This window comes from Enterovibrio sp. FF113, from assembly GCF_041439165.1.
In the GTDB taxonomy this organism is placed as follows: domain Bacteria; phylum Pseudomonadota; class Gammaproteobacteria; order Enterobacterales; family Vibrionaceae; genus Enterovibrio; species Enterovibrio norvegicus_A.
Window position 1 is genome coordinate 289,957 of the sequence record NZ_JBGONO010000001.1, and the last position, 13,018, is coordinate 302,974.

11 protein-coding genes and 1 riboswitch are annotated in these 13,018 nt (G+C 47.1%); of the genes, 7 read left to right on the forward strand and 4 right to left on the reverse strand.

Translation table 11 applies throughout. The features are described from left to right. The first annotated feature begins 156 nt into the window (after positions 1-156). The 3 genes from norR to clcA all read left to right on the forward strand — a co-directional run bounded on the left by norR (position 157) and on the right by clcA (position 5,144). The gene (gene norR, locus ACED36_RS01420; protein WP_026024198.1) at positions 157-1,686 is read left to right on the forward strand and encodes a nitric oxide reductase transcriptional regulator NorR; all 1,530 of its coding nucleotides are present in this window, start codon (positions 157-159) and stop codon (positions 1,684-1,686) included. 185 nt (positions 1,687-1,871) lie between these two features. Continuing rightward, complete coding sequence (gene hcp, locus ACED36_RS01425) at positions 1,872-3,533, forward strand: hydroxylamine reductase (protein ID WP_017006006.1); 1,662 nt, start codon at positions 1,872-1,874, stop codon at positions 3,531-3,533. A gap of 165 nt (positions 3,534-3,698) precedes the next feature. Continuing rightward, entirely contained in the window at positions 3,699-5,144 is a 1,446-nt protein-coding gene (gene clcA, locus ACED36_RS01430) for a H(+)/Cl(-) exchange transporter ClcA (protein WP_371732635.1), read from the forward strand. A gap of 15 nt (positions 5,145-5,159) precedes the next feature. Here clcA and ACED36_RS01435 read toward each other — a convergent pair whose 3' ends face one another. Continuing rightward, entirely contained in the window at positions 5,160-5,636 is a 477-nt protein-coding gene (locus tag ACED36_RS01435; protein WP_017003377.1) for a DUF2127 domain-containing protein, read from the reverse strand. 115 nt (positions 5,637-5,751) lie between these two features. Continuing rightward, a complete protein-coding gene (locus tag ACED36_RS01440) occupies positions 5,752-6,360 on the reverse strand; it encodes a DedA family protein (protein WP_016961617.1) in 609 nt (202 codons plus the stop codon). Positions 6,361-6,582: 222 nt separating this feature from the next. Then, positions 6,583-6,743: riboswitch (FMN riboswitch) on the forward strand. 120 nt (positions 6,744-6,863) lie between these two features. Here ACED36_RS01440 and ribB point away from each other — a divergent pair. Both ribB and ACED36_RS01450 read left to right on the forward strand, forming a co-directional pair. Continuing rightward, entirely contained in the window at positions 6,864-7,526 is a 663-nt protein-coding gene (ribB, locus tag ACED36_RS01445; RefSeq protein ID WP_371732636.1) for a 3,4-dihydroxy-2-butanone-4-phosphate synthase, read from the forward strand. Between the two features lie 417 nt (positions 7,527-7,943). Then, entirely contained in the window at positions 7,944-9,866 is a 1,923-nt protein-coding gene (locus ACED36_RS01450; protein ID WP_371732637.1) for a BCCT family transporter, read from the forward strand. 117 nt (positions 9,867-9,983) lie between these two features. Here ACED36_RS01450 and ACED36_RS01455 read toward each other — a convergent pair whose 3' ends face one another. After that, positions 9,984-10,652, reverse strand: a complete 669-nt coding sequence (locus tag ACED36_RS01455) for an N-acetyltransferase family protein (RefSeq protein ID WP_371732638.1) — start codon at positions 10,650-10,652, stop codon at positions 9,984-9,986. A 250-nt stretch (positions 10,653-10,902) separates the two neighbouring features. On the opposite strand from ACED36_RS01455, the gene ACED36_RS01460 reads away from it, so the two are divergent. Beyond that, the gene (locus ACED36_RS01460; RefSeq protein WP_016961613.1) at positions 10,903-11,589 is read left to right on the forward strand and encodes a pseudouridine synthase; all 687 of its coding nucleotides are present in this window, start codon (positions 10,903-10,905) and stop codon (positions 11,587-11,589) included. Between the two features lie 64 nt (positions 11,590-11,653). Here ACED36_RS01460 and ACED36_RS01465 read toward each other — a convergent pair whose 3' ends face one another. After that, positions 11,654-12,031 (reverse strand): nuclear transport factor 2 family protein, encoded by a 378-nt coding sequence (locus ACED36_RS01465; protein WP_017005956.1) that lies wholly within the window; start codon positions 12,029-12,031, stop codon positions 11,654-11,656. 104 nt (positions 12,032-12,135) lie between these two features. On the opposite strand from ACED36_RS01465, the gene ACED36_RS01470 reads away from it, so the two are divergent. Further along, positions 12,136-13,017 (forward strand): LysR family transcriptional regulator, encoded by an 882-nt coding sequence (locus tag ACED36_RS01470; protein ID WP_017005957.1) that lies wholly within the window; start codon positions 12,136-12,138, stop codon positions 13,015-13,017. Position 13,018 lies beyond the last annotated feature (1 nt).

Below are 13,018 nucleotides of genomic sequence, written 5' to 3' on the forward strand. Positions count from 1 at the left end.
CCTCAGTCGAGAGCACTCGATCATACCGACCTGCTCCGTATTAAAACAAGTACCGCTTGATCGCTGTCAATCAGACATCAATCATTTCCATTTGATGATGTTTAAATGACATCACACTGATACCATCGGTCGCCTCTTCTTTTTGTGGTTTCTATTATGACTTCGAATATGGATCATGTTCTGCTGAATATTGCCTTGAACCTCAGTTCTAACCTTGATCGTGATAAACAATACCAACGGTTAATAGAAGGAATGGGGCAGGTTTTTCCCTACGATGCCAGCGCATTATTTATATTTGATAAAGAAGGCTTTCTCACGCCAGTCGCTGTAAAAGGCTTGTCTAGCGCAGTTTTGGGGCGTCGCTTCTTTCCAAAATCACATCCTCGATTAGATGCCATTGTAAAGAGCCTGAACCCAGTGCGCTTTGATGCAAACTGCGAGCTACCCGACCCCTTTGATGGCGTCTTGCTAACCGAGAACACAACCATGGATGTCCATGACTGTATGGGTTGTAGCTTGTATGTCGATGGCCAACTTGTTGGTGCACTCACGATGGATTCCCTGACGGTGGGTGCTTTTGACCACATTGAGCCCGTAGCCATTGAAACCTTCGCCGCACTTGCTGCTGCCACACTGCGAAATATTGGTTTAGTCGAAGCGTTGAAAACGCAAAATCACAAACAAAAAACCGTGACCGAAACGCTAATCCGACAAGCTCGTTCACTAAAAGGTGACATGGTCGGTTTTAGCCCGCAAATGCACCAACTACGAACGAATATCGCGACCGTCGCAAAATCAGATTATGCCGTTCTTATTACGGGTGAAACCGGTACAGGCAAAGAACTGGTTGCGCATAGCGTTCATGCTCAATCAAATCGCAACGACAAACCGATGATTTACGTTAACTGTGCGGCACTGCCAGAGGGCCTGGCGGAAAGTGAATTGTTTGGTCATGTAAAAGGCGCATTTACGGGAGCCATTAACAATCGTGCGGGTAAATTTGAGTTAGCCGACGGTGGTACATTGTTTTTAGACGAAGTCGGCGAATTGCCGCTCGTTTTACAAGCAAAACTACTGCGAGTGATCCAGCAAGGTGAGTTACAACGCGTAGGCAGTGACAAGCACTTGCAGGTGAATGTTCGCATTGTGGCCGCGACAAATCGCAAGCTTGAAGACGAAGTTGAAGCAGGGAATTTCCGCGCCGATTTATTTCACCGTTTGAACGTGTTTCCAATAACGGTACCGGCGATGAGAAAACGCGAAGGCGACATTCCCGTGCTCGCGGGTCATCTGCTCGAAAAAGTCAGGCATCAATTCAATGTGCCAAATCTTCACATTCACGCAAAAGCGCTCTCCATGCTAGAAGAGCAACCTTGGCCAGGTAATGTTCGTGAGCTTGAACATACGCTGACGCGCGCAGCATTGCGCGCAATTCAGGACCAATGCCACACGATTAATCTGATCCATTTTGATGTGGTCGTCACGAGTGATGATGTCAAAAAGACATCGCAGTATTTCCCCGCCGAAAACCAAAATATGCGCGAGTTGGTTGAAGCCTACCAACGAGACCTTATCTCTCATGTACTAGAAAAAACGGGGGGTGTTTGGTCAAAAGCCGCTGAGTTTTTGCACATGGACAGGGGCAACCTCTATCGTATGGGGAAAAAGCTCGGCATTCATCGATAAAGGTTTTCTTCTCCAATTTCCGCGCTCGATGTAAAAAAGACAACAAACGCGTTGTCTTTTTTACATCGAATGAATATTGAAATTGAATAAATATTATTTAATATCAAATAGATAACTGTTGGCACAAAGCATGCAATCACAGTGCATTAATTGAAATAAATCAATATCACCACTGGAGACCCGCTATGTTCTGTATTCAATGTGAGCAGACAATTCAAACACCCACTGTCAAAGGCTGTTCATTCGCGAAAGGTATGTGTGGAAAAACCGCCGAAGTGTCAGACTTGCAAGATGTGTTGGTGTACGCATTACAAGGGGTGTCTTTCTGGGCGAATCTGGCAAGTGAATTCGACATCGTCAACGACGAAATCAACCAATGGGCACCGAAGGCTTTCTTCTCGACTCTTACCAACGTTAACTTCGACCCTGAGCGCATTCTTGAACTGACGCATCAAGCGTCAGTATACAAAGCACGCCTTGAACAACATGTCCGTGCAGCTTACCAAATGGCAGACAAAAGCCTGCCTGCATTACCGCCTGTCGCCAGTTTTGAACTGCCAAAGAATGCTGAAGCAATATTGGCTCTTGCTCCACATGTCGCGGTAAACCGCGGAAAAGACAGCGTGCATGAAGACGTTATCGGCTTACGTCTGCTGTGTCTTTACGGCTTAAAAGGTGCGGCAGCGTACATGGAGCATGCCCTGGTACTCGGTCAAACTGACAACGCTGTGTATGGTGATTATCACAACATTATGGCGTGGCTTGGAACCGATCCTGAAGACTTGGGTGAGCTGCTCGATTACTCAATGAAAATTGGTTTGATGAACTACAAAGTGATGGAAATGTTGGATACCGGTGAAACCACCACCTTTGGTCACCCAGCACCAACCCAAGTCAATGTAAAACCGATTAAAGGCAAATGCATTCTAGTATCAGGCCACGACCTACACGATCTGGAAAAAATCCTTCAACAAACTGAAGGTAAAGGCATCAACGTTTACACCAATGGTGAAATGCTCCCTGCTCACAGCTATCCGGAACTCAACAAATATCCACACCTAGTGGGTAACTACGGCAGCGCATGGCAAAACCAGCAAAAAGAGTTCGCCAACTTCCCTGGTGCGATTGTGATGACATCAAACTGCCTGCTTAACCCAGATATCGGCCAGTATGCAGATCGCCTATTTACCCGCAGCATTGTCGGTTGGCCGGGTGTAGCGCACATTGAAGGTGATGATTTCAGCCAAGTGATCGATAGTGCTCTGGGACTTGATGGCTTCAAACACAACGAAATTGAACACATGATCACCATTGGCTTTGGTCGTAACGCGTTGATGGCTGCTGCCCCTGCCGTTATTGAAGAAGTGAAGAAAGGCAACATCAGCCACTTCTTCTTAGTGGGTGGTTGTGACGGTGATAAATCTGTGCGCAGCTACTACACCGACTTCACCGCTCAAGCGCCTGAAAGTTCTATCATTCTGACACTGGCTTGCGGTAAATACCGTTTCAACAAGAATCAGTTCGGTGACATTAACGGCATTCCTCGTCTTCTTGATGTCGGCCAATGTAACGATGCCTACTCTGCCATTCAGCTTGCACTTGCGCTTGCCAATGAATTTGAGTGCGACATTAATGAACTACCATTAACCCTCGTTTTGTCTTGGTTTGAACAAAAAGCCATCGTGATTTTACTGACTTTGTTTGCTCTAGGTGTGAAAGGCATTTACACCGGGCCTACCGCTCCCGCATTCCTCACCGACAACTTGATTACGATCATTCAAGACACGTTCGACATGCGCTCTATCTCGACCGTTGAAGAAGATCTTAAAGCGATTCTCGCTGCGTAATAAGAACACTGTCTATCAAAGACGTCAGCCCTTGTGTATTCACTTATTGATGATCACGAGGACTGATGCCAATGATCACTCGCTGTATCATTTCCGAAGAATAGTGAGCCACATAACTGCTCTATGCTGGTTAGGTATCTAGTAATTCATAGGGAAAGCCGCTGTATGACCACCCCATCTGGTGACAATACCGACAACAATCCAGAAAGGAAGCCAACTTCAGGCGTCATGCGGCGCTTTCTTGCCACTCACAAAAGCTCGCTGCCCATTTTATTTCTCTCCGTGTTTGTTGGCCTATTTGCAGGGCTTCTGTGTACTTTCTTTGATATCACTATCGATTGGGTGGTCAATCAACGTGAACATTGGCTAGATGGGCGCTCTGATCTGGCATGGTCGACCATTGTTGTCATTATGCTGAGCAGTTCGATACTGTCTGCTTTTGGCTTTTATCTCGTGATACGCATGGCACCTGAAGCGGCAGGCTCTGGCATCCCTGAGATTGAAGGTGCGCTAGATGGTGTTCGCCCTGTACGCTGGTGGCGGGTGATCCCCGTGAAATTTTTTGGCGGCATTGGCGCGATTGGCGCAGGCTTGGTGCTTGGTCGGGAAGGCCCCTCAGTACAAATGGGCGCGAGTGTCGGCAGAATGCTGACAGACATATTCAAAATTGACAGCGATGAAAGCCGCCATACCTTGGTTGCGGCTGGCGCAGCGGCTGGCCTTGCCGCCGCTTTTAATGCGCCGTTGGCTGGGATCATGTTTGTGATTGAGGAAATGCGTCCGCAGTTTAAATACAACCTTATTTCCATCAAAGCAGTCATGATTGCCGCCATCATGGCGACCATTACTTACCGATTTTTTCTTGGCCAAGGCGCAATGATCCCCCTTCCCGCCCATGATGAAGTGCCACTCGCATCACTGGCGCTATTTTTGGTGTTAGGCTTGGTCTTTGGTTTTATCGGCGTGTTGTTTAATCGTCTTGTGATCATGTCAATGGATGGCTTCGAACGCTTTCATCGCCATGAAACAAAACGCTTCGTGGGCATTGGCGCAACACTGGGTGCGGTGTTTGGCCTGTTAGCTCTGTTCCTTCCCAAACTCACAGGCGAAGGGTCGAATCTTATCCCTGATGCCGTCTCCGGTACTTTCTCTTTGTCGCTGTTACTGATGCTGTTTTTTGCGAGAGCCATTACCACGCTGGCGTGTTTTTCATCCGGCGCACCCGGTGGGGTGTTTGCGCCCATGCTGGCACTGGGGACATTGTTCGGTACCTGTTTTGGCGCATTGTGCATCATGCTGTTCCCTGATCTCGATATCACGATGGGAATGTTCGCGGTGGCGGGCATGGGCGCGTTGTTTGCCGCGACAGTCAGAGCGCCTGTTACCGGTATTTTATTGGTGATTGAGCTCACCCACAATTACGAGCTGATCTTGCCCCTGCTGATCACGTCGCTCGGCGCGACCATGACAGCGCAGGCGGTGGGCGGCAAGCCGCTTTATAGCCAACTTTTGCATCGTGCTTTATCAAAACAAAAAGCGGAGCCGCCGCCAGAAAATGGTCGCGAAGAAGATGAAGCGGGTAACAAAACAGAAACGAACCAAAGTCGCTAAAAACGGGGGTTCGGATTATGACAAATGCCCGGCACTTTTTTCTTTGCGCCGCCGCTGTATCAACAATGCCATGTAACCGATCACAACAAGATTGATCACTAATGCCAACCAATCTAACAGCTTGCCTTGAGTGACCACACCATAGATCTCAAACGGCAAATAGATAGCACCACTCGCGAGCGCGAACCATTCTGTCCACGCGTATCCACGCCATAAGCCGAAGGCTTCGACGAACCGCACTGAAGCGTACAGCAATGAACCCAGTGCAATAATGGTGATGTTTTTGTCGTTGATTTTGGCAATCGCATGATGGATCACACTGGGATATTCACTTGCAGGATTCAAATGCAGATGCTGCACTAACTCTTCAAACAGAGACTGTATTTCCCGCCCGCCAAGTTCATGAAGGGACAAACCCACGATGATCGCCAGCGCACCTTTTGATGCTTCCAACAAGGCAATTGCCCTGAGTGCTTTCGGTTGTTTCTTCATGCTTTCGCCACACTGTCATTGAGTATTTAAAGCGTGGGCGAAGAAAATAATTCCGTGAGTAGCATTGGCAAGATTTCTGCAATGACAGCGACAAGCTGACCTGTTTTAAATATGTCTAAAGCCTAGTGGCTAACGTCGTTGATTCAACCCTTGGCGCTTCTTTCGCCAATGCACTCACGCGCCGCCAAGCGAGATAAGTCATTAACGAAAACGTAGCAAGCAGTCCCACACTGAACAGCCCCCAGTTATCCCCCACTGTGTGTTCAAGTGCCGAGCCAAACAGATAGCCGGTGCCAACGAGAGCAAACGTCCACGTCATTGCCGACGCAAAATTCAATGCAGTGAAAACAGGCCAGCGCATATCACTTAATGCCACTGGCAAGGCACCTATGGTTCGCATGCCTTTGGGATAGCGATAAAGGAAGATATAGGCTTTGCCATAACGATCAAGCAGCAGCTTGGCGGTGATTACCGATTGTCGATATCTCGGGTTCGAAGAGAGCTTCGCAACGCCATATTTTCTGCCCACGTAGAAACGCAATTCATCACCTAGATAGCCACCAGCGAAAACCACTGTCGCGACCAATGCGACGTTCAACGCGCCAAAATGGGCGGCAATACCAGCAAACAGCGGCAAAGATCCGCTTTTCAAGCCACAGTACAAGAAGAGGATGGCGTAACTCAGCAGGCCGTAATCACGCACAATATTTAAAATGGTTTCCATGGTATCAACTGATGCTCACTGTAAATGCTAACTTATTGATACTTATGTCTAAGCTGTTTGGATCACCACGTTTAGATTCAAAAAGGTTAGCAACCATGACCTAGCGATAGAAAAACCTTCACTATTGCCGATTAATTACCCAATCAATCGCCCTGCTCTTCCCTTTTTGATTGAAAACGCAGTAATATTCAATGGCTCCATCATTGGAGCATCACAATCAACAATTATTCTCAGGGCGGGGCGCAATTCCCCACCGGCGGTATACCGATGCAAAGCAATGTGAAGCAAAGGTGAGCCCGCGAGCGCCCGAACTGAGTTCGGGGTCAGCAGACTTGGTGAGATGCCAAGGCCGACGGTTACAGTCCGGATGAAAGAGGATGATAAAAATGCACCCGTAACACGGCGGCTGACACGCGCGCATGTTTAGGTGGATTGTATGTGGCGGCTATTGGCGACCACTGCTCATCTATGCCCTGATTCTGGTATTAAACCTAGGAGTTACCATGAATCAGACTCACACCTCGTTACTTGCTCAATTTGGCACCCCGTTTGAACGCGTTGACGCAGCCCTTGAGGCGCTTCGTCAAGGTAAAGGCGTACTGCTTCTCGATGATGAAGATCGTGAAAACGAAGGTGACATTATCTATTCGGTCGACCACCTAACAAACCAACAAATGGCGCTCATGATCCGCGAATGCAGCGGCATTGTTTGTCTTTGCCTGCCAGAAGCACAAGCAGACAAGCTCGAACTCAAACCCATGGTGGAAGACAACAACAGCGCAAACCAAACCGCATTTACTGTTTCCATTGAAGCCAAAATCGGTGTGACTACTGGTGTGTCTGCGGCAGATCGCGTGACCACAATCAAGACCGCTTCCAACCCTGATGCACAACCTTCTGATCTTGCGCGTCCTGGTCACGTATTCCCGCTTCGTGCCCGTAATGGCGGCGTGCTCACTCGACGTGGTCACACTGAAGGTACAATTGATCTGATGCAAATGGCCGACTTATCGCCAGCAGGCGTTCTGTGTGAAGTACAAAATGAAGATGGCACCATGGCGAAAACACCAGAAATCATTGCTTTTGGTCTGAAGCATGATATGCCCGTGTTAACCATTGAAGACATGGTGCAGTACCGTCTGATGCAGGCAGAAAAAATCGCTTAAATTCGATGTGGTTCTAATACGCTATCGACCGCGTTAAGTATTTACAGTTTCAAGCAATAGCCGTGTGCTTTAGATAACTAAAGCACACGGCTTTGTCGTTTAGGGGGCATCACCACTAAACAATCACAACTAAATTCAAAATAAATTCATTACACAACTAAACGTCTTCATTATCCTTCCCCATGTGGCTAGCTTCATTCAATTCAAAAAAAACCTTTTAATTCCCCTACGTTATGTGAATTTCAATAGAAATCCGCCCTCAATAGCATTCATCAGAAAAATACTATAATAATCACCCATTCAAATTATTATTGTGATGAAGTTATTTGCTCGTTAACACAAAGAGTGTGAATTGCCGCCCTGCGCCATAAACAGCACAATCTCGACGGATTACGTATTAATGGAGATCTACCACGTATGGGACGCCACTTTCAGCTTATCGACAAGCCAACATTTTTTGGTGCGTTGGGGCTACTCTTTTCTGTCATCGTTCCGCTACTTATTTGGCCTACTCAGGGTGCTGAATGGATAGCAATTGCAAAAACCTTCATGACCGACAAGCTCGGTTTTCTTTACCTATCATTGGGTATCGCCGCGTTCTTTTTCATGATCTATATCGTGTTCAGTGATATTGGCCAAATCAAACTCGGTGATGCTGACGAAGAGCCAGAGTTTGCAACCGGTTCATGGGCTGCCATGTTGTTCTGTGGCGGTATCGGCGCAAGTATCCTTTACTGGGGCACCATAGAATGGGCGTACTACTACCAAAATCCGCCATTTCAACTGGAAGCTGGCAGTGAAGAAGCCGTTCGATGGGCGGCCACTTACGGTATTTTCCACTGGGGCCCAATCGCATGGTCAATCTATCTGATCCCTGCCATTCCAATTGCCTACTTCTTCTATGTGCGTAAGCAGCCAGTATTGAAAGTATCTGCAGCACTGATGCCTGTCATCGGTGAAGCACGCAGCCAAGGTAAAACGGGTAAATTCATCGATATTCTATTTATCTTTGGTTTACTTGGTGGCGCAGCAACAACACTGGGTCTTGCCGCACCATTGATTAACGAAGGCATCAGCTACCTGTTTGGCATTCCTTCAACAACCACCTCTCAGATTGGTGTGTTGTTGCTGTGTACAGCGCTGTTTGCCTACTCGTCTTACAAAGGCATGGACGAAGGCATCAAGGTTCTAAGTAACATCAACTTCTGGGGTGCGCTTGCACTGCTGGCGTTTGTGCTGTTCGCAGGTCCGACGCTATTCATGCTAGAGACTGGCTTAGATTCCATCGGTCGCATGCTGTCGAACTTTTTCATCATGGCAACATGGGCAGAACCATTTGGCGGTTACGGCACGTTTGAAGACACCCACTTCCCGCAAGATTGGACCATTTTCTACTGGGCATGGTGGCTAGTATTTGCACCGAGTATGGGCTTGTTCGTTGCGCGTATTTCTCGCGGCCGTACTATTAAGCAAATGGTGTCAGGCTCTATCTTCTTCGGCTCACTCGGCTGTGCGCTATACTTCATGATCTTGGGTAACTATGGGCTGTCGTTGCAGCTTTCTGGTCAACTCGATGTTGTGAGTATATTGAACAGCGAAGGTCCGACTCGCGCCATTTTCTCGATCCTTGAAACACTGCCGATGAGCACTGTGGTGATCGCAGTATTCACCCTGCTATGTATCATCTTTACCGCAACAACGTTTGATTCTATCTCGTTCATTCTGGCCTCTGTGGTTCAGAATAACGTCACCGAAGACCCAATGCGTTGGAACCGTTTGTTCTGGGCATTTACCCTGTCATTCATGCCTTCAGTGCTAATGTTCATGGGTGGCCTAGCAACACTGCAAACCGCGGCTATCGTTGGTGGTTTACCCTTGTTGGTTATCGCGGTCATGCTGATGATTTCGGGTGTAAAAGCGGCAACGCTCGACCTTGCTCACCAAGAAGGTTACATCGACCCTGTTATCAACATTGAAGAATTCCCAGACGTTGACCCTTGGTCAAAAGAAGGCATGGCAATGGCGCAATTTGAACGCATGAAAGACGAAGCCGTTGCTGCGGCGGAAGAAGAGCGTGAAAAACTGAATGCTATTTGGAATCTGAAGAAAGAGATCCGTGCAACGGCTCTCTCTAAAGGTGAGTCGGGCATGGAACTAGGCGATGCGCCTCAAGAGCAATTGGACGAAATCCAACGCTTAACAGACGAAGCCATGGCAGCCAAAGAGCATAAGCTTCAAGCGTCTGAGTCTGCACAACAAGCACGTCTGGTTTTCGATGATCTAATGCGCGAACGTAAGCGTCTAGAAGAAGAAAACCAAGACGAATTGAAGCCTGCGTAACGCAAAACTTCTTATAAAACACACAATCAAAAGGCCGAGAAATCGGCCTTTTTTGTTTCTCAGACATTCGTGAATTTCATACTCTGCAGCCTAAAAGCCCGCGATGTCATTCAGCGTTTACGGATTCAGCGACATTCCATACCCTAAAGAATGTTCAAATGTCGCAATCTTTTGGAACCCAAGTTTTTCGTAGAATTTGATTGCGCCTGTATTCACCGTTGATACCTCAAGATGAACGCCTGACACTTTTGAAGCTGTTAGACGCTCTATCAACGCCATCATCAACTTTTTCCCCAAACCAAACCCTTGCGTTTCTGGCAAACAGTTAATGTGAAAATGAGCAGGATATCTATCAAACTCAGGGCGCGGTGCATGTCCCTGATGGATCTTACCCACCACCCAATCACTTGCAGAGTGACCTTTGTATTGATCAAGCGGATAACGCTCGCGCAAAACTGGTAGCCACTCATCTTCGCAACGCGCCGAGAACATTTTTGAATTTGCGGTACTCACGATATAGCCGCAAGGTTCCCCGTTACAGGTTGCTACAAAACACATGTCAGGATTAAGTATTGCGTAGGGAGCTGAAAAAAAATGACCTACCAACTCATCGTTTTCATACAACGAAGTGGCATCTCTGCCATTGTCAGCAGTTAACAAACATATTTTATATAGCGACGGCAAATCGCTTGGATGGAAGGGGCGTATTTCAAACGGCATATAAGGAACTAATATTGACAGAAAATCTAGGCAAAAATGATATATGGGATGTGCTCGACTTTCCAATCACATGTCACCGCCATCTTACGATCCCCTCCTATCATATTGAATATCATTGATATTTTATTTAAAAATTTTTTACCGTGAATTAAACACCAACAAGGCCAGCGAATGAGGTGTTATTCATGCATAACGGTCGTCAATAACCAACACGCCGATTGTCGAATTCTGTGTCCAGAGCGTACCAACACATATTGCTAATTCATGCGGAGGGTGGATAATGCCCCGTCTCCTTTCATTGAATAATGTCCCCTGCATGCGCCTTGATAAATTCGTTTGTAAAAGCACTGCGTTAAACCGTGCAAATGCCATCCAGCTGATTCAAAACGGAGCGGTAACGGTGAACGAACAAGTCGAGACTCACGAGTTCGCACAGGTGCATGAAAACAACACCATTCGGTTACAGGGTCACACATTAACCCCTCGCCCATTTCGCTATATCTTAATGCATAAGCTTGCTGGAACCATTTGCTCCAATATCGATGAAGTCTACCCGTCGCTTTTCAGCGCCACTAACCTCGAGCATACAGAAGAATTACACATCGCAGGGCGATTGGATGCGGACACAACGGGGCTTGTGTTGATCACTGATGATGGTCATTGGTCGTTTAATATCACTACGCCAACCCAGCATTGCGAAAAAGTGTATCGCGTTGGTCTTTCTCGCCCTATTCGTGGTGACGAAGCAGAGCGATTCAAGCAGGGCATTATGCTACAAGGAGAGAGCAAACCCACTCTGCCAGCCAAACTCGATGTGCTAAGCCCGCAAGACGTCTTACTGACGATTACAGAAGGTAAGTTCCATCAAGTTAAGCGCATGTTTTCCGCGGTAGGCAACCGTGTAGTCACATTGCACCGAGATCGCATTGGTGAGGTGCTGCTCGATGTTGATGCAGGAGAGTGGCGATATCTCAGCGATGAAGAAATCGCTTCGTTCAGATAATAAGCCTAAGACAACAACGCGGATGCCATGGCCTCCGCGTTTATTGATGGGTTCAAAGCCAAGATTAATGCTCGCCTTGCACTTCGAATTCATCAGAGCACAAACGCGCCTTACCGTCTTCTTGGATCTTCCAATGTTCGCGGTGAACCACGCCAAAGGCTTTATTCATCCTCCATTCAGAAGTAAGAATAAAGCCATTACCGCATTCAGATTTTTCCCATTCTACGTTGGTGTATTTAACGTCATTGAAACCTTGGTCGATAATATTCTGCCAAAATGCTTGGATTTCTTCACGTCCAGTAAATTCACCAAAAGGACGCGCAACCATAGTCGTCGACTCAGCATATTGCGCCGCACAGCCTGCTGCATCTTGATTGTTAAACGCATCCTGCCACGCTTTCAGCCCTTCTTTATATACATTAAGTTCTTTTTGAGTAGTCATTATTTTAGCCATATCTTAAATGTGTGAGAGGACTCAGTGTAGAAATATGATTAGATAAGATAAACGAAGTAAAAAAAACGCATTGTTCTTTTGAGTGTAACAATATGCAAAAGCAGATGAATAGACTTAAACAAATGACCTTGTTTATGCATGTGGTAGAAACGGGTTCAATCACCAATACCGCAGACAAGTTAGACACCTCAAAATCCGTGGTCAGTCAGGCGCTAAAGCAACTCGAATCAGACCTCGACACAACGTTACTCACACGTACAACTCGCCGACAATCGCTCACTCAAGCAGGTATGCAGTTTTACCAGTATTGTTGTGAAATGCATCGTGTCACTGAACAGGCATGGGATGAGATGAAGGTTCAGCAGACGATTCCCAAAGGCAAAATTACTCTAACCGCACCGAATGCCTTAATGACATCATTGGTCGTGCCTGCCTTGTTGGAAGCCTTTACAGATCATCCTGACGTTGCATTCAATTTAATCAATGACGACAATCAGCTCGACTTAATGGAAAACCATATAGATCTCGCGATTCGGGCGGGAAGATCGGAGCATAGTGATAACAAGCAACGCCGAATTGGTAAGTTTAGAGATGTGCTGTGTTGCGCTAAAAACAGAGAATTCACCGAGGATGATGCGCCTTATATTGCCCATCAATGGCAGCCTAAAACGGTATCCCATGCACTCTATAATCCGTTAACTAATGAAACCCGATCATTAACGTTTTCGCCGAAACATAGAACGAACGCGATGCAAACGACACTCGCTCTGATTGAGTCTGGCTATGGCCTCGGGATTTTGCCCAACTTCACTGTTTCCACAAACCCAAAACTGAAACCCGTGTTACCCGATTTTCAGATGCCACGGGTAAACGTCTATGCCATTCACCCATTCCACGGCACTGTGCCTATTGGCGTAAAAATGGCGATTGATGCCATCGAAAGTGCATTGCACGACTACACCCAAGCAACCTAAA